The organism is Pseudomonas sp. P106(2024) (genome assembly GCF_057480815.1).
Genome location: NZ_JBLIYU010000004.1, coordinates 388236 through 405921, shown reverse-complemented (window position 1 = coordinate 405921; position 17686 = coordinate 388236). Strand labels below are relative to the sequence as shown.

Here is a 17686-nt window from a genome sequence, read left to right as displayed (position 1 = left end):
TTTTTCAATGAGGCTCAGGCCAGCCCGTGGCGCTGGGCGAGTTCGATCAGGTCCACCAGCGAGCGGGCATTGAGCTTGAGCAACAGTCGCGTCTTGTAGGTGCTGACTGTTTTGTTGCTGAGAAACATGCTGTCGGCAATCTCCTTGTTGCTCTTGCCCCGGGCAAGCTGCTGCAGCACCATCATCTCCCGCCCGGAAAGCCGCTCGACCATCTCCATCTCCGTGGCGCCACTCACACCCGATCTCCCCTTGTGCAGCGCCTGGTTGGGGAAGTAACTGTAACCGGACAGCACGGCCTTGATCGCGCTGAGCAGTTCGGTCAGTTCCTGTTGCTTGCACACATAACCCGCCGCCCCTGCCTGCATGCAGCGCATCGAGAAATGCCCTGGCGCCTGAGACGTCAACACCAACACCTTGGTCCCCGGACTTGCCAGGGTCATTCGGGCAATCACTTCAAGCCCATCCAGTTTGGGGATCCCGATATCCAGAATGACAATGTCCGGCAGATATTCCCGCGTCAGTTGCAAGGCATCCACACCATTGTCGCTCTCCGCCACCACCTCGTAGCCATGCCGCTCCATCAGCATGCGTACGGCCAGGCGAATGACCGGGTGATCATCCACGATCAGCACTTTATTCATGCGATTCCCATTGATACGTTGTTTTTAGTTCGATAGACCACCACACCCGAGCATAACGATTATTTATGCAGCGGTTTCCCTGGCAGATTCACCGAAAGAAGTGGACTACTGTTATTAGAGATTCTTCCTACAAACAGCTAATTAACAAAATGTAATACATGCATGTCCATCGCAACGAGTCAGAAAGTAACAGTCGCCAAAATTGGATCCAAGTGTCGCCGGGTGACACATTTCGCGGGAAAATTCGACTATACAGGTTGGATAAAGGCCTGCCCTACGAACCACGCCATTACTGGGTAGGGAAACAAGCCACGCTTAACAGGCTGGGGAAAACGGGCTACAGATGAGCAAAGCATGGCCAGGCACTCATCATGAACCGCGACCCCATCAGCCCGTTGACTCTTATCGCTGTCTTTGCCGGTGTGATTGAGGGATCCGCCTTGGCCTCACTACCATTCCTCAGTGACGACAGCCAGACTGTCTACACTTGGTTCCTGGTAGGTTTTCCGTTCTTCCTCACCGTGCTGTTCTTTCTCACACTCAACTTCAATAGCGGTTCACTCTTTGCCCCGGACAGGCGTGCCTGTACTTCGGATAAAACAATGCCCCCCTCTGCGGCAAGGGACAAAGGGGCAATGATCATCGCCATCTCCGGTACCGACAGCCGGAAGATTATCGAAAACCATGTGCTGCGGATGGTCGAGCGTCCACACGGACGACAGCGGCGCTGGATCCTGTACAACCTCGATACGCGAACCTGCATCCACCTGTCGGTATCGCCGATGCAGGAAGGCGAGGTCGCGCCGCCCGCTGAATCCCGGGCATGAAAAAACCCGGCCAAGGCCGGGTTTTTTCTGATACACCATAGGCTTACAGCAGCGAACGGCCCTTGTTGGCCGCGATGCGCATGCGCAGTGCATTGAGCTTGATGAAGCCCGCGGCGTCGGCCTGATTGTAGGCGCCGCCGTCTTCCTCGAAGGTCGCGATATTGGCATCGAACAGCGAATCGTCCGACTTGCGGCCGACGACCGTGACGTTGCCCTTGTACAGCTTCAGGCGTACGACGCCGTTCACGTTGACCTGGGAGGCGTCGATCATCTGCTGCAGCATCAGACGCTCCGGGCTCCACCAGTAGCCGGTGTAGATCAGGCTGGCGTACTTGGGCATCAGCTCATCCTTCAGGTGAGCGACTTCGCGGTCCAGCGTGATCGACTCGATGGCGCGGTGGGCCTTGAGCATGATGGTGCCGCCCGGGGTCTCGTAGCAGCCGCGCGACTTCATGCCGACGTAGCGGTTCTCGACGATGTCCAGGCGACCGATGCCGTTGGCGCCGCCGATGCGGTTGAGGTCGGCCAGCACGGTGGCCGGGGTCTTCTCGACGCCGTCGATGGCAACGATGTCACCGTTGCGGTAGGTCAGCTCGAGGTAGGTGGCCTGGTCAGGGGCATTCTCCGGCGAGACGCTCCAGCGCCACATGTCTTCCTCATGCTCGGTCCAGGTATCTTCCAGGACACCGCCTTCGTAGGAGATGTGCAACAGGTTGGCGTCCATCGAGTACGGCGATTTCTTCTTGCCGTGGCGCTCGATCGGGATGCCGTGCTTCTCGGCATAGTCCATCAGCTTCTCGCGGGACAGCAGGTCCCACTCGCGCCACGGGGCAATGACCTTGACGCCTGGCTTGAGCGCATAGGCACCCAGCTCGAAGCGCACCTGGTCGTTACCCTTGCCGGTGGCACCGTGGGAAATGGCGTCGGCGCCGGTTTCGTTGGCGATCTCGATCAGGCGCTTGGCGATCAGCGGACGGGCGATGGAGGTACCCAGCAGGTACTCGCCTTCGTAGACGGTGTTGGCGCGGAACATCGGGAAGACGAAGTCACGCACGAACTCTTCGCGCAGGTCGTCGATGTAGATTTCTTTCACGCCCATCGCCTGGGCCTTGGCGCGGGCCGGCTCGACCTCCTCGCCCTGGCCGAGGTCAGCGGTGAAGGTCACCACTTCACAGTTGTAGGTGTCCTGCAGCCACTTGAGAATCACCGAAGTATCAAGGCCGCCGGAATACGCCAATACGACCTTTTTTACGTCCGCCATGCCATCACTCCACGGGGTTGTACGGAAAGCCGTTGATTCTACCGGCCTTGCCGAAATATTTACAATGGGGCGACAGCTTGTGACGACAAAGCGACAGGAATTGTCGAGAGCGCGACCCGTGGTCGCTCTCAGGATTTCGCCGAAGCGGACGGCGTGGCAGCCGCCGCAGGCGTTGGCGCAGGTGTGGTAGCCGTGGGTGTCGGGGTCGACGGCGACACCGGCGCTGCCGGTTTCTCCACCGGCTTCTCGACCGGCGTCACGCGCTCGAGCTGGATGTTCACCCGGCGGTTGCGCGCGCGGTTGGCGGCACTGTTGTTCTTGGCCAGCGGGTAGCGCTCACCATGGAAACGCACGGTGATCTGTTCTTCCGGCACACCATGGGCCTTGAGGTACTCGGCCACCGCCAGCGCCCGTCGACGCGAGGTGTCGCGGTTGGTCAGACGATTGCCGCTGTTGTCGGAGTGACCATTGAGTTCGATGTGATTGACCGTCGGATCGGCCTTCAGGTAGTCCAGCAGCACATCCAAGCGCGCGCGCGCCGAGCTGTCCAGCTCGATCCCGCCCCCCGGGAAGCCGACCTGGGTCTGGCGGATCTGGTCGTAGTTCATCGGCAGCAGCTTGGCGGCGCACAGCTGGTAGTCGCTGTAGGCCTTGGCGAAACTGACCGGCATCACATGCACTTCCATCGGCCGGCCACCTTCGCCGCGGTAGTTGCGCACCACGGTGCTGCGTCCATCGAGCAGGCCGTTGATCAAACGGCTGGCCTGGCCCTGACTGGAGGTGAACAACACCCCGGTACGGGCCATATGCACCGCACCAAGGTTGATGTCGCCGCGCCCGGGCTGCCAGGGCGCGGCGGCGGCCAGCAAGGTGGCGGAGCCGGCGCCCAGGATATTGCTGTCCGAACGCAGCTGGAAGGTTGGCTGCTCGCCGGCGCGGCGCACGAACTCGCCGCTGCCGAAACCGTCGATCGGCTGGATCAGGCGACATTCGAACTGGTCACCCTCAACTTTCCAGGCGACGTTCTCCACGCGGGTCTGGAAGGTCATTGCCCCGGCCGGCAAGCTGGCAACGAGGGTGAACAGGGCTAGGTAACGCTGGCGCACGGTCGGCTCCACAGATTCTGGCGGCTTACCTGAACGCTATCGGTCGCCCGTCGGAAAACTTGATAGCCGTGCTCGAACAGGGGTTTTCCGGTAGCATTGGCTTCTGAGTTCGACCCGCCTGGAATCTCCAATGTCCGATCGCCTGACCCTCCTGCGCCCCGACGACTGGCACATCCATCTGCGCGATGGTGCCGTTCTGCCACACACCGTCGGTGACGTGGCGCGCACCTTCGCCCGCGCCATCATCATGCCCAACCTGGTTCCGCCAGTGCGCAACGCCGTCGAGGCCGCTGCCTACCGCGAGCGCATCCTTGCCGCACGTCCCGCCGGCAGCCGCTTCGAGCCGCTGATGGTGCTTTATCTCACCGACCGTACCAGCGCTGACGATGTGCGTGCCGCCAAGGCCAGCGGGATCGTGTACGCTGCCAAGCTTTACCCGGCCGGCGCCACCACCAACTCCGATTCGGGCGTGACCAGCATCGACAATATCTTCCCGGCGATCGAGGCCCTGGCCGAAACCGGCATGCCCCTGCTGGTGCACGGAGAAGTCACACGCAGCGAGATCGACGTGTTCGACCGCGAGAAGCGCTTCATCGACGAGCACATGCGCCGCCTGGTCGAACGCTTCCCGACCCTGAAGGTAGTGTTCGAGCACATCACCACCAGCGACGCCGCGCAGTTCGTCACCGAGGCGCCAGCCAACGTTGGTGCGACCATCACTGCCCAGCACCTGCTGTACAACCGCAATCACATGCTGGTCGGCGGTATCCGCCCACACTACTACTGCTTGCCGATCCTCAAGCGCAACACCCACCAGGTGGCGCTGCTGGATGCCGCCACCAGCGGCAATCCGAAGTTCTTCCTCGGCACCGACTCGGCGCCCCACGCCAAGCATGCCAAGGAAGCCGCCTGCGGCTGTGCTGGCTGCTACACCGCTTACGCCGCCATCGAGATGTATGCCGAGGCGTTCGAACAGCGCAACGCGCTGGACAAGCTCGAGGGCTTCGCCAGCAAGCACGGCCCGGACTTCTACGGCCTTGCTCGCAACACCGACACCATCACCTTGGTCCGTGAGGAATGGACCGCGCCGGACAGCCTGCCGTTCGGCGACAACACCGTGATCCCCCTGCGCGCCGGTGAGAAATTGCGCTGGCGCCTGCTGGAGGACAACGCGTGAGCGAAGACCTGTACGAAGACGACCAGGACAGCCAAGTCAGCAGCGGCTCGCGCCACCCCATGGCCGAGCGTTTTCGTGGCTACTTGCCAGTGGTGGTGGATGTCGAGACCGGCGGTTTCAACAGCGCAACCGACGCGCTGCTGGAGATTGCCGCCGTCACCATTGGCATGGACGAGAAGGGCTTCCTGTTCCCCGAACACACCTACTTCCACCGGGTCGAACCGTTCGAAGGGGCCAACATCGAGGCGGCCGCGCTGGAATTCACCGGCATCAAGCTGGACCACCCGCTGCGCATGGCGGTGAGCGAGGAAAGCGCACTGACCGATATCTTCCGCGGCGTGCGCAAGGCGCTGAAGGCCAATGGCTGCAAGCGGGCAATCCTGGTCGGGCACAACAGCAGCTTCGACCTGGGCTTCCTCAATGCCGCGGTGGCGCGCAACGACATCAAGCGCAACCCGTTCCACCCGTTCTCCAGCTTCGATACCGCCACCCTCGCCGGCCTCGCCTACGGCCAGACCGTGCTGGCCCGTGCCTGCCAGAGCGCGGACATCGACTTTGACGGACGCGAAGCGCATTCGGCGCGCTACGACACCGAGAAGACCGCCGAGCTGTTCTGCGGCATCGTCAATCGTTGGAAAGAAATGGGCGGCTGGCGCGACTTCAACGATTGAAGCCCGCCTAGCGCGACATGCTCGCGGGGCATAAAAAAACCGGCCACCAGGGCCGGTTTTTTATACGCGTGGCAATTACAGCTTGCCAGCGTTCTCGCTCAGATAGGCAGCAACGCCTTCCGGCGAAGCGTTCATGCCCTTGTCGCCTTTCTTCCAGTTGGCCGGGCAGACTTCGCCGTGCTCTTCGTGGAATTGCAGGGCGTCTACCAGGCGCAGCAGCTCGTCCATGTTGCGGCCCAGCGGCAGGTCATTGACGATCTGCGAGCGGACAACACCGTTGGTGTCGATCAGGAAGGCGCCACGGAAGGCCACACCGCCTTCGGACTCGACGTCGTAGGCCTTGCAGATTTCGTGGGTCATGTCGGCTGCCAGGGTGTACTTGACTTGACCGATACCGCCGTTGTTGACCGGCGTGTTGCGCCAGGCGTTGTGGGTGAAGTGCGAGTCGATCGACACACCGATCACTTCCACGTTGCGCGCCTGGAAGTCAGGGATACGGTTGTCCAGGGCGATCAGCTCGGATGGGCAGACGAACGTGAAGTCCAGCGGGTAGAAGAATACCAGGCCGTACTTGCCCTTGATGGCCGAGGCCAGGTTGAAGCTGTCTACGATCTCGCCGTTGCCCAGCACGGCTGGAACGGTGAAGTCCGGGGCTTTTTTGCCAACGAGTACGCTCATTCGATCTCTCCTGATGAGGGGTGAAAAACCTTGCCCGGGCGGAACACGTCCCCCGGATCCAGCAAAGGCCGACCATCATACACAGCTTTACGTGACAGGCCGAATCTCGACCGCCGGTCGCTCTGGAACGCACCTCACACAAAGTGCTTTGACAAGCATTCTCATTACCATTACTCTCCAACGCATCGACTCAACCCGCGACGGTCAGCCTTTATGTATGTGTGTCTCTGTGTCGGTGTCACCGATGGACAGATCCGCGATGCGATCTACGAAGGATGCTGCAGCTACAAAGAAGTGCGAGCCGCCACCAATGTGGCCAGCCAGTGCGGCAAATGCGCCTGCCTCGCCAAGCAGGTGGTACGCGAAACCCTCACCGAGCTGCAACTAAGCCAGCAGGCTAGCCTGCCCTACCCCGTTGAGTTCAATGCGGCATAATTCCCGAATTCGAAGAACCGGACCCAGCGTCCGGTTTTTTTATGCCTGCAATTCAATAAGTTAGCGCTCGAACGCGGTTCACAAACATTCTTATTCCGATTAATTTTCACTTATTATTCAATAACTTAGGTTTGACATAGGAATAGCTCAGGCTCAAACTTCTCTGTATTGGCTCAACTTCTACAGGGCAGGACCCCATCATGAAAGGCGACGTAAGCGTCATCCAGCATCTCAACAAGATCCTCGGAAACGAGCTGGTCGCAATCAACCAGTACTTCCTGCACGCGCGCATGTACGAAGATTGGGGCCTGAACAGAATCGGCAAGCTCGAGTACAAAGAATCCATCCAGGCGATGAAGGACGCTGACAAGCTAATCAAGCGCATCCTTTTCCTCGAAGGCATCCCCAACGTGCAGGACCTGGGCAAGCTGATGATCGGCGAGCACACCAAGGAGATGCTCGACTGCGACCTGAAACTTGAGAAAAAGGCCCATGCCGACCTCAAGGCCGCCATTGCCCACTGCGAAACGGCTGGCGACTTCGGCTCGCGCGATGTGCTCGAAGACATCCTCGAAGACCAGGAAGAGCACATCGACTGGCTGGAGACCCAGCTGGGCCTGATCGACAAGATCACTATCGAGAACTACCTGCAGTCGCAGATGGGCGAAGAGTAAGTTTCGCCAGCTACAAAAAAGCCCCGCCTAGGCGGGGCTTTTTGCTACTTGCGGCAAACGCCGGATCAGGCTTCGGAAGCCTTGGCCTTGGCGGCCGCTTCCTTGATCAGGGTCTGCAGCTCACCCTTCTCGAACATTTCCAGCATGATGTCGCTGCCACCGACCAGCTCACCGGCCACCCACAGTTGCGGGAAAGTCGGCCAGTTGGCGTACTTGGGCAGGTTGGCGCGGATTTCCGGGTTCTGCAGGATGTCGACATAGGCGAACTTCTCACCACAACCCATCACTGCCTGCGAAGCCTTGGCCGAGAAGCCACACTGCGGCGCATTCGGCGAACCTTTCATGTAAAGCAGAATGGTGTTGTTGGCAATCTGCTCTTTGATTGTATCGATGATATCCATGAAGCACCTCGGCTGAACTTTCCGACAGGGTCGTCGGCACGGTGACGCATTGTATCGGAAAGCCGAGCAGCGTGCTCGGCCTTACCGTACTTCATGCGGCCTCGACCTGTACCGGCACGCCATTGAGGGCGGCATTGCCGGAAACGCCATCGCGCAAGTGTTCGTCGGTCAGGTCATTGGCACTCGCCCCCGGCTGTGCAGCAGCCACCTGCAAGCGCGCGCCCTGGCGCCCATGGCCGTAGCCATGGGGCAGGCTGACCACGCCTGGCATCATTTGCTCACTGGCCTGCACCGTCACCTCGATTACCCCGGTACGCGAGCGCACCCGCACCATCTGACCGTCCTGCAAGTGCCGCCGGCGCAGGTCGTCCGGATGCATCAGCAACTGATGGCGCGGCTTGCCTTTGACCAACCGATGGTAGTTGTGCATCCACGAATTGTTGCTGCGCACGTGCCGACGGCCGATCAGCAGCAACTGGTCATCCGCAGGCGCGGCCATATGAGCGAGGCGCCGCAGGTCCTCGAGCAGTACGCCCGGGGCCGCCTCGACCTTGCCGCTGGCCGTGCGCAGGCGCGTCGTAAGGTTGGCGCGCAGCGGCCCGAGGTCAAGGCCATGGGGATGCGCGTCTAACACGCCTAGCGAGAGTTTCCAGGGCGTCTGCTCGCCATAAGGCCCCTTGCGCAGGGCGAAGTCGATCATCTGTGCCGGCGGCAGGGTGGCCTTGAGCTCGACCTGCGCGCGCTCGGCAAAAGCCTTGGCCAGCCCCACGAAGATCTCCCAGTCGTGCAATGCGCCCTCGGGCTTGGGCAGGATTGCCCGGTTGAAGCGGGTAACGTTGCGCACCGCCAGCAGGTTGAAGGTGGAATCGTAATGATCGTTCTCCAACGCCGAGGTCGACGGCAGGATCAGGTCGGCATGGCGCGTGGTCTCGTTGATGTACAAGTCAATACTGAGCATGAAGTCGAGGCCGGCCAGGGCGTCGTCCAGGCGTCGCCCGTTGGGCGTGGACAACACTGGGTTACCCGCCACGGTCACCAGTGCCCGCACCTGCCCCTCCCCGGGTTCGAGGATCTCTTCGGCCAGGGCCGACACCGGCAACTCGCCGCCGTACTCGGGCAAGCCCGAGACCCGGCTGCGCCATTGGTCGAAATGCCCGCCGCAAGTGCTGGCGACCAGGTCGACCGCAGGTGTCGTGCACAGGGCACCGCCCTCGCGATCAAGATTGCCGGTGACCAGGTTGATCAACTGCACCAACCAGTGGCACAGCGAACCGAAGACCTGGGTCGATACACCCATTCGGCCATAACACACCGCTTTGTCGGCAGCGGCGAAATCTCGCGCCAACTGGCGGATCGCCTCCGCCGGAATACCACACAGCGCGCTCATGGCGGTCGCATCGAACGGCAGGATGGCTTCGCGCACCTGTTCCAGCCCAGTGACCGGCAGATGCGAACCCCGGGCCAGGTTCTCGCTGAACAGCGTATGCAGCAGGCCACACAACAGCGCCGCGTCGCCACCGGGGCGAATGAACAGGTGCTGGTCAGCCAGCGCCGCTGTCTCGCTGCGCCGCGGATCCACCACCACCAATTGTCCGCCTCGGGCCTTGAGCGCCTTGAGACGCTTTTCCACATCCGGCACGGTCATGATGCTGCCATTGGAAGCCAGGGGATTGCCGCCCAGGATCAGCATGAACTGGGTCTGATCGATGTCCGGAATGGGCAACAGCAGGCCATGGCCATACATCAGGTGGCTGGTCAGGTGCTGCGGCAACTGGTCCACTGAGGTCGCAGAGAAGCGATTGCGGGTCTTGAGCAGGCCGAGGAAGTAGTTGCTGTGGGTCATCAGCCCATAGTTGTGCACGCTGGGGTTGCCCTGGTAAACGGCCACCGCGTTGCGCCCGTGGGCCTGCTGGATCGCCCACAACCGCTCGGCGGCCAGGGCGAAGGCTTCGTTCCAGTCGATCGGCAACCACTGGTCACCGATGCGCCGGTGAGGCTGGCGCAGACGGTCGGGGTCCTCCTGGATGTCCTGCAGGGCGACCGCCTTGGGGCAGACATGGCCGCGGCTGAACGGATCCTGCTGATCGCCCTTGATCGAGCTGATCCGCGCCGGGCCATCTGTTTCATGGGTGACTTCGATATTCAGGCCACAGATGGCCTCGCACAGGTGACAGGCTCGGTGATGCAGGGTCTTGGTCATGGCCGCCTCTGCCTTGTTATTTTAAAGACTCGACTATGCGCCCGCCGATCGAGGCTCGCTAGAAAGGTTCGCGACGTGAATCGGACGACATCAGGGGGACGATTCGCGACAACGGGTTTGCCAAAAGCGCTCCGAGCCGTGTACAACCGCTGTAGCAAATAAAAAACAGCTAGCCGGCAAGGGCTTACGACACCCATTGACACAGAGGCGCTGTTTCCCCTCTTGGTTTCAGGCGACATTTAATTATAGTATTGCGCCTTTCCCTATTCCGTCCGCCCTGTGCGGCTTACGCCGCAGGTCACCCCCGTTGTCAACAAAACCCATACGGTCGACCTGCAAAACGTTGCAGATAAGGTAGTCAATCATGAGCGCTAGGCACTTTCTCTCCCTGCTGGATTTCACCGCTGACGAATTGCTCGGCGTGATCCGTCGCGGCATCGAGCTGAAGGACCTGCGCAAACGAGGCGTGCTGTTCGAGCCGCTGAAAAACCGCGTGCTGGGCATGATCTTCGAGAAGTCCTCGACCCGCACCCGGGTGTCTTTCGAGGCCGGCATGATCCAGCTCGGCGGCCAGGCCATCTTCCTGTCGCCGCGCGACACCCAGCTGGGCCGCGGCGAGCCGATCGCCGACAGCGCCATCGTGCTGTCGAGCATGGTCGACGCGGTGATGATCCGCACCCACGCCCACAGCACCCTCACCGAGTTCGCCGCCAACGCGAAGGTGCCGGTCATCAACGGCCTGTCCGACGAGTCGCACCCCTGCCAACTGCTGGCCGACATGCAGACTTTCTTCGAGCACCGTGGCGCGATCCAGGGCAAGACCGTGGCCTGGGTCGGCGACGGCTTCAACATGTGCAACTCCTATATCGAAGCTGCCGTGCAGTTCGATTTCCAACTGCGCATCACCTGCCCTGAAGGCTACGAGCCTGATCAACGCTTCCTGGCGCTGGGCGGTGACCGCGTGCAGATCATCCGTGATCCGAAAGAAGCCGTGCGCGGCGCTCACCTGGTGACCACGGATGTCTGGACTTCCATGGGCCAGGAAGAGGAAACTGCACGGCGCCTGGCGCATTTCGCGCCTTACCAGGTCACACGCGAACTGCTCGACCTGGCGGCACCCGATGCCCTGTTCATGCATTGCCTGCCCGCCCACCGTGGCGAGGAAATCAGCCAGGACCTGCTCGACGACCCTCGTTCGGTCGCCTGGGACGAAGCTGAAAACCGCCTGCATGCGCAGAAGGCCCTTCTGGAATTCCTTGTAGAACCGGCTTACCACCACGCATGAGTCAACAGCTACTGCTCAACCTGCGCAACCTCGCCTGCGGCTATGGCGAGCAACGCATCGTCCAGAACCTCAACCTGCACCTGAACGCAGGCGACATCGGTTGCCTGCTGGGGTCCTCCGGCTGCGGCAAGACCACCACGCTGCGCGCCATCGCCGGCTTCGAGCCGGTGCACGATGGCGAAATCCAGCTAGCCGGCGAAGTCATTTCCCGCGCCGGGTTCACCCTGGCCCCGGAAAAGCGCCGGATTGGCATGGTGTTCCAGGACTACGCCCTGTTCCCACACCTTACCGTGGCGCAGAACATCGCCTTCGGCATCGGCAAGCATCCGCGCCAGGCGGCGGTGGTCGACGAGATGCTCGAACTGGTCAAGCTCGGCGGCCTGGGCGGGCGCTACCCGCACGAACTGTCCGGTGGCCAGCAGCAGCGCGTGGCCCTGGCCCGGGCGCTGGCGCCGGAGCCACAGCTGCTGCTGCTCGACGAGCCGTTCTCCAACCTCGACGTGGAGCTGCGTCGGCGCCTGAGCCATGAGGTGCGCGACATTCTCAAGAGCCGTGGCACCAGCGCCATCCTGGTCACCCACGACCAGGAGGAAGCCTTTGCCGTCAGCGACCATGTAGGCGTGTTCAAAGAAGGTCGTCTGGAACAGTGGGACACCCCCTACAACCTCTACCACGAGCCGCAGACCCCGTTCGTCGCCAGCTTCATCGGCCAGGGTTACTTCATTCGCGGCCAGATGAGCAGCCACGAGTCGGTCACCACCGAACTCGGCGAGCTGCGCGGCAACCGCGCCTACACCATGGCTCCCGGCAGCTCGGTGGACGTGCTGCTGCGCCCGGATGATATCGTCCATGCTCCCGACAGCCCGTTGCGGGCGCGGATCATCGGCAAGAGCTTCCTCGGCGCCTCGACGCTGTATCGCCTGCAACTGCCCACCGGCAGCCAGCTCGAGTCGATTTTCCCCAGCCACAATGACCATCAGGTCGGCCAGGATGTCGGCATTGCGGTTGCTGCGGACCACCTGGTGCTGTTCGCGGTGCCCGGTAGCGTCGCTGCGCAGCTCTCCAGCCATGAGCAAGGCGTGCGACGCGTCAGCTGCGCACATTGATGCGCTAGATCCTCACAGCATCAATGTGCCGCTGGCGACGCGCCTTGCCATCCCGCCGATCTTCACCCGCTCGCCTTCCAGACGACAGAACAGCTCACCGCCCCTGGTCGAACACTGGAAGGCCTGCAGCTCGGACTTGCCAAGTCGCGCCGCCCAGTACGGGATCAGTGAGCAATGGGTGGAGCCGGTGACCGGGTCTTCCGGGATGCCAATGCCCGGAGCGAAATAGCGCGATACGAAATCATGCCGCTCGCCTGGAGCCGTCACGATCACTCCCAAGCCCGGCAGGCGAGCCAGCGCTGCCATGTCCGGCGCGCAATCGCGTACCGCTTGCTCCGAGTCGAGCACCACGAACAGCTCGCGGGTCTGGTAGACCTCGCGCACCTCGCAGCCCAGCGCTTCGGCCACCGCCACTGGCTCGGTCAACGGCTGCGGATCGATGCGCGGGAAGTCCAACCACAGGCGGCCATTCTCACGGCTGACGCTCAGCAGGCCCGAACGGCTCTTGAAGTCCAGGCGCGGCGCCTGCTCAGCATAGACGTCGAACAGGACATGAGCGCTGGCCAGGGTGGCGTGACCACACAGGGGGACTTCGGTGCTCGGGGTGAACCAGCGGATCCGATAGCCATCATCCTCGGCCACCACGAACGCGGTTTCGGCAAGGTTGTGCTCGGCGGCCACCTGCTGCATCAGGCCATCTTCGAGCCACTGGTCCAGGCGGTAGACCATGGCCGGGTTGCCAGCGAAGGGGCGGTCACTGAAGGCGTCCACCTGATGAAAATGCAACTGCATGCCACGGCTCCTGTATCTGGCGGGAAAGGTCCCGAGCATGCGGCATGCCGCCAGGGCCCGACAGTGACAGAGTCGTAGAATTTCTATCAGTACAGATGATCAGCCGCGACCGATCTCGGCGAACTGTGCCTGGGTGTGGGTCGCCAGCACTGTGGCGGCCAGCTCCACTTCAAGACCACGGCGGCCAGCGCTCACATGAATCGTTTCATGTTGTTGCGCAGATTGATCGATAAAAGTGCGCAAGCGCTTCTTCTGCCCCAGCGGGCTGATCCCGCCGACCAGGTAACCCGTGGCGCGCTGGGCGGCCTGCGGGTCGGCCATTTCGCACTTTTTCACTCCCGCCGCGTGGGCCAGGGCCTTCAGGTCGAGGGTCCCGACCACCGGCACCACGGCCACCAGCAGTTCGCCCTTTTCACTGCTGGCGAGCAAGGTTTTGAATACCCGCAACGGGTCAAGGCCGAGCTTTTCCGCCGCCTCCAGGCCATACGAGGCGGTTTTCGGATCATGTTCGTAACTGTGCACGCGGTGCTCGGCGCGCGCCTTCTTCAAAAGGTCCAGGGCGGGGGTCATCAACGGCTCCAGTCGATCACAAGTCGCCCGGTACTTTAGGGCAATTCTACCGGTGCAGCCAGCGCAGGTCCCAGGCTAGAGCAGCGGCCATGGATTCACGACCCGGTGCGTCAGTCAGATTGTGGCCAAGCGTTCATTTTCGACCTTTGACATCAGCGTTTCTTGTCTATATTTTTTCGTTTATGAATAAATGGTGCACCTATAAGGTGCACTACCTGTACCTGCCCGGCGTCAATGGGGATCGACTCCGGGCTTTTTTGCTGTCGAGCGCCCAGCGCCTCACAACAACAAGAACCGAGGTCACACATGACAACTGCTCTACGCGAACCCACGTTATCCGCCCAATGCCTGGCCGAGTTTCTCGGCACCGCCCTGCTCATCTTCTTCGGCACCGGTTGTGTCGCCGCGCTCAAGGTCGCTGGCGCCAGCTTCGGCCTGTGGGAGATCAGCATCATCTGGGGGGTCGGCGTGAGCATGGCGATCTACCTGACCGCCGGCGTCTCCGGCGCGCACCTGAACCCAGCGGTCAGCATCGCCCTGGCGGTGTTCGCCGGTTTCGACAAGCGCAAGCTGCCGTTCTACATGCTTGCCCAGGTGTGCGGCGCATTCTGCGGCGCGGCCCTGGTGTACTTCCTGTACAGCAACCTATTCTTCGATTTCGAACAAAGCCACGCCATGGTACGCGGCAGCCAGGCCAGCCTGGAGCTGGCCTCGGTGTTCTCCACCTACCCGCACCCGGCGCTGTCCACCGGCCAGGCCTTCCTGGTCGAAGTGATCATCACCGCGATCCTGATGGCCGTGATCATGGCACTGACCGACGACAACAACGGTCTGCCACGCGGCGCCACCGCCCCGCTGCTGATCGGCCTGCTGATCGCCGTGATCGGCAGCGCCATGGGACCGCTGACCGGCTTCGCAATGAACCCGGCGCGAGATTTCGGGCCTAAACTGATGACCTTCCTGGCCGGCTGGGGCGAAGTCGCCTTCACCGGCGGGCGCGATATTCCGTATTTCCTGGTGCCGGTGTTCGCGCCAATCCTCGGTGCCAGCCTGGGCGCGGCCCTGTACCGTGGGGTGATCGCCCGCAACTTGCCGACAACCCAGGCTGCGGCCCAACAGACAGACGATAATCCTCAGGGTGATACCCAGGTTTCCTGATGCCAGCGCCGGGCCCGGACCGCAAGGCCGGCGCCCGCCACGCCCTGACCTACTCCCTTATTCGTGCAAGGCCACCGACATGACCGATACCCTGGACAAGAACTACATCATCGCCCTGGACCAGGGCACCACCAGTTCGCGCGCCATCATCTTTGATCGCGACGCCAACGTGGTGGGCACCTCGCAGCGTGAATTCGCCCAGCATTACCCGCAGGCGGGCTGGGTCGAACACGACCCGATGGAAATCTTCGCTACCCAGAGCGCGACCATGGTCGAGGCCCTGGCCCAGGCCGGCATCAGCCACGCCCAGGTCGCCGCCATCGGCATCACCAACCAGCGTGAGACCACCGTCGTCTGGGACAAGGAAACCGGCCGCCCGGTGTACAACGCCATCGTCTGGCAATGCCGCCGCAGCACCGACATCTGCGCCCAGCTAAAGCGCGACGGCCACGAGCAGTACATCCGCGAAGCCACCGGCCTGGTCACCGACCCGTACTTCTCCGGCACCAAGCTCAAGTGGATACTCGACAATGTCGAAGGCGCCCGCGAACGCGCCGAACGTGGCGAGCTGCTGTTCGGCACCATCGATACCTGGCTGATCTGGAAATTCTCCGGCGGCAAGGTGCATGTCACCGACTACACCAACGCCTCGCGTACGCTGATGTTCAACATCCATTCGCTGCAGTGGGACGAGAAGCTGCTCGATATCCTCGGCATTCCGCGCCAGATGCTGCCTGAAGTGCGCCCATCGTCCGAGGTCTATGGCAAGACCAAGAGCGGCATAGACATCGCCGGTATCGCCGGCGACCAGCAATCGGCGCTGTTCGGCCAGATGTGCGTCGAACCGGGCCAGGCCAAGAACACCTACGGCACCGGCTGCTTCCTGCTGATGAACACCGGCGCCAAGGCGGTCCAGTCGTCTCACGGCCTGCTCACCACCATCGCTTGCGGCCCACGCGGCGAGGTGGCCTACGCCCTCGAGGGCGCGGTGTTCAATGGCGGCTCGACCGTGCAGTGGCTGCGCGACGAGCTGAAGATCGTCAACGACGCCTACGACACCGAGTACTTCGCCAGCAAGGTCAAGGACAGCAATGGCGTCTACCTGGTACCGGCCTTCACCGGCCTGGGCGCGCCGTACTGGGATCCGTACGCTCGTGGCGCATTGTTCGGCCTGACCCGTGGCGTCAAGGTCGATCACATCATTCGCGCCGCCCTGGAGTCGATCGCCTACCAGACCCGCGATGTGCTCGACGCCATGCAGCAGGACTGCGGCCAGCGCCTCTCCGAACTGCGCGTGGACGGTGGCGCAGTGGCCAACAACTTCCTCATGCAGTTCCAGGCCGACATTCTCGGCACCTGCGTCGAGCGTCCGAAGATGCGCGAGACCACGGCGCTGGGCGCGGCCTACCTGGCGGGCCTTGCCTGCGGCTTCTGGAGCGGCCTGGACGAGTTGCGCGACAAGGCGATCATCGAACGCGAGTTCAGCCCGCAGCTCGATGAAGCGGCGAAAGAGAAGCTGTACAAGGGCTGGCGCAAGGCTGTGGATCGTACCCGCGACTGGGAAGATCACGACGCCTGATCTAGTAATACAGGGGCTGCCGTGCAGCCCCAGTTGAGCAACGGCCTACTGGTCGTCATCTCCGTCCTACGGCATCATTGCAGAATTTGTCCGGCAGCCCCAAAGGACCGCCCATGAATCTGCCCCCACGCCAACAACAAATCCTCGAGCTCGTCCGCGAACGCGGCTATGTCAGCATCGAAGAGATGGCGCAGCTGTTCGTCGTCACCCCGCAGACCATCCGCCGCGATATCAACCAGCTTGCCGAGGGCAACCTGCTGCGCCGTTATCACGGTGGCGCGGCCTACGACTCGAGCATTGAGAACACCGCCTACGCCATGCGCGCCGACCAGATGCGCGACGAGAAGCAACGCATCGCCGAAGCCGTGGCACGGCAGATTCCCGACCATGCCTCACTGTTCATCAACATCGGCACCACCACCGAATCCATCGCCCGCGCCCTGCTCAACCACAACCACCTGAAGGTCATCACCAACAACCTGCACGTGGCGGCGATCCTGGCGGCCAAGGACGACTTCGAGGTACTGGTGGCCGGCGGCACGGTCCGTCGCGACGGCGGCGTGGTCGGCCAGGCAAGCGTCGACTTCATCAGCCAATTCAAGGTCGATTTCGCCGTGGTCGGCATCAGCGGTATCGACGAAGACGGCAGCCTGCTGGACTTCGACTACCAGGAAGTACGTGTATCCCAGGCGATCATCAGCAACGCCCGCCAGGTACTACTGGCGGCGGACTCGAGCAAGTTCGGCCGCAATGCCATGGTTCGCCTGGGTTCGATCAGCCTGATCGACTGCCTGGTGACCGACCAGGCCCCTTCTTCTGCCCTGACGCAGTTGCTCAATCAGTACAAGATTCGTCTCGAGGTGGTTTGAAGCAGAGGCCGTGGGAGGGCGAAGGGCGCAGGCCTCAGCCCTTGTATCGCCTGTGAGATCAAGCGCCGCGCGGGCGGCGCTCGATCTCAATACCCCTGAAAATCTTCTACCGTTCACCCCACCTTTTTCACAAATGTTCATTTCCCTGTCATCCGATCAGTTTTTTCTATAAAGACTGACTGGCAGCCGCCTGTTCATTGCGCTAGTATTTTCGAAAACGAACATTAATGTTCATATTCGATGTGAACAGCCCCAG

The 17686-nt window shown here is 61.9% G+C and carries 18 protein-coding genes; 10 read left to right on the top strand and 8 right to left on the bottom strand.

The features are described 5' to 3' along the window. Positions 1-14: 14 nt before the first annotated feature. Positions 15-641, bottom strand: a complete 627-nt coding sequence (locus tag AC25M7_RS10280) for a response regulator transcription factor (RefSeq protein WP_028690074.1) — start codon at positions 639-641, stop codon at positions 15-17. A 371-nt stretch (positions 642-1012) separates the two neighbouring features. Between AC25M7_RS10280 and AC25M7_RS10275 the strand changes: the two genes are divergently transcribed. Further along, positions 1013-1468 (top strand): hypothetical protein, encoded by a 456-nt coding sequence (locus AC25M7_RS10275; RefSeq protein ID WP_028690075.1) that lies wholly within the window; start codon positions 1013-1015, stop codon positions 1466-1468. Between the two features lie 43 nt (positions 1469-1511). On the opposite strand, the gene AC25M7_RS10270 is transcribed toward AC25M7_RS10275, so the two are convergent. Beyond that, positions 1512-2729, bottom strand: a complete 1218-nt coding sequence (locus AC25M7_RS10270; RefSeq protein WP_028690076.1) for an argininosuccinate synthase — start codon at positions 2727-2729, stop codon at positions 1512-1514. A 128-nt stretch (positions 2730-2857) separates the two neighbouring features. Further along, positions 2858-3835, bottom strand: coding sequence for a flagellar protein MotY (locus AC25M7_RS10265; RefSeq protein WP_486970994.1), 978 nt, complete (start codon positions 3833-3835; stop codon positions 2858-2860). A gap of 130 nt (positions 3836-3965) precedes the next feature. Here AC25M7_RS10265 and pyrC point away from each other — a divergent pair, with 130 nt between their 5' ends. Together pyrC and rnt are read left to right on the top strand one after the other, a co-directional pair. After that, on the top strand, positions 3966-5012 hold the full coding sequence (gene pyrC, locus AC25M7_RS10260; protein WP_088852677.1) for a dihydroorotase: 1047 nt from the start codon (positions 3966-3968) through the stop codon (positions 5010-5012). 59 nt (positions 5013-5071) lie between these two features. Further along, positions 5072-5683, top strand: a complete 612-nt coding sequence (rnt, locus tag AC25M7_RS10255) for a ribonuclease T (RefSeq protein WP_225933324.1) — start codon at positions 5072-5074, stop codon at positions 5681-5683. Between the two features lie 75 nt (positions 5684-5758). On the opposite strand, the gene AC25M7_RS10250 is transcribed toward rnt, so the two are convergent. Further along, positions 5759-6361 (bottom strand): peroxiredoxin, encoded by a 603-nt coding sequence (locus tag AC25M7_RS10250; protein WP_003254945.1) that lies wholly within the window; start codon positions 6359-6361, stop codon positions 5759-5761. A gap of 213 nt (positions 6362-6574) precedes the next feature. Between AC25M7_RS10250 and AC25M7_RS10245 the strand changes: the two genes are divergently transcribed. Continuing rightward, complete coding sequence (locus AC25M7_RS10245) at positions 6575-6796, top strand: bacterioferritin-associated ferredoxin (RefSeq protein ID WP_028690080.1); 222 nt, start codon at positions 6575-6577, stop codon at positions 6794-6796. Between the two features lie 200 nt (positions 6797-6996). After that, positions 6997-7470, top strand: a complete 474-nt coding sequence (gene bfr, locus AC25M7_RS10240; RefSeq protein ID WP_028690081.1) for a bacterioferritin — start codon at positions 6997-6999, stop codon at positions 7468-7470. Positions 7471-7535: 65 nt separating this feature from the next. On the opposite strand, the gene grxD is transcribed toward bfr, so the two are convergent. Continuing rightward, the gene (grxD, locus tag AC25M7_RS10235) at positions 7536-7871 is read right to left on the bottom strand and encodes a Grx4 family monothiol glutaredoxin (RefSeq protein WP_016713741.1); all 336 of its coding nucleotides are present in this window, start codon (positions 7869-7871) and stop codon (positions 7536-7538) included. A gap of 91 nt (positions 7872-7962) precedes the next feature. Next, positions 7963-10071 carry a molybdopterin oxidoreductase family protein gene (locus tag AC25M7_RS10230; RefSeq protein ID WP_028690082.1) on the bottom strand — a complete coding sequence of 703 codons (2109 nt, stop codon included), beginning with the start codon at positions 10069-10071 and terminating at the stop codon, positions 7963-7965. A 364-nt stretch (positions 10072-10435) separates the two neighbouring features. Between AC25M7_RS10230 and argF the strand changes: the two genes are divergently transcribed. Both argF and AC25M7_RS10220 read left to right on the top strand, forming a co-directional pair. After that, positions 10436-11356, top strand: a complete 921-nt coding sequence (argF, locus tag AC25M7_RS10225) for an ornithine carbamoyltransferase (RefSeq protein WP_028690083.1) — start codon at positions 10436-10438, stop codon at positions 11354-11356. Next, positions 11353-12462, top strand: coding sequence for an ABC transporter ATP-binding protein (locus AC25M7_RS10220; protein WP_028690084.1), 1110 nt, complete (start codon positions 11353-11355; stop codon positions 12460-12462). Before argF ends, AC25M7_RS10220 begins: the two co-directional genes overlap by 4 nt. A 12-nt stretch (positions 12463-12474) precedes the next feature. Here the strand turns inward: AC25M7_RS10220 and AC25M7_RS10215 are convergent, their stop codons facing one another. Then, positions 12475-13254: a PhzF family phenazine biosynthesis protein gene (locus tag AC25M7_RS10215; RefSeq protein ID WP_028690085.1), complete on the bottom strand. Its 780-nt coding sequence runs from the start codon at positions 13252-13254 to the stop codon at positions 12475-12477. Positions 13255-13353: 99 nt separating this feature from the next. Beyond that, on the bottom strand, positions 13354-13824 hold the full coding sequence (gene ybaK / locus AC25M7_RS10210; protein ID WP_028690086.1) for a Cys-tRNA(Pro) deacylase: 471 nt from the start codon (positions 13822-13824) through the stop codon (positions 13354-13356). Positions 13825-14130: 306 nt separating this feature from the next. Here ybaK and AC25M7_RS10205 point away from each other — a divergent pair, with 306 nt between their 5' ends. The 3 genes from AC25M7_RS10205 (at position 14131) to glpR (ending at position 17430) form a co-directional block, all read left to right on the top strand. Next, positions 14131-14982, top strand: coding sequence for an MIP/aquaporin family protein (locus AC25M7_RS10205; RefSeq protein ID WP_028690087.1), 852 nt, complete (start codon positions 14131-14133; stop codon positions 14980-14982). Positions 14983-15061: 79 nt separating this feature from the next. Then, positions 15062-16561, top strand: coding sequence for a glycerol kinase GlpK (gene glpK / locus AC25M7_RS10200; protein WP_062573049.1), 1500 nt, complete (start codon positions 15062-15064; stop codon positions 16559-16561). Between the two features lie 113 nt (positions 16562-16674). After that, positions 16675-17430 carry a DNA-binding transcriptional repressor GlpR gene (gene glpR / locus AC25M7_RS10195; protein ID WP_062363536.1) on the top strand — a complete coding sequence of 252 codons (756 nt, stop codon included), beginning with the start codon at positions 16675-16677 and terminating at the stop codon, positions 17428-17430. The last annotated feature ends 256 nt before the right edge of the window (positions 17431-17686 follow it).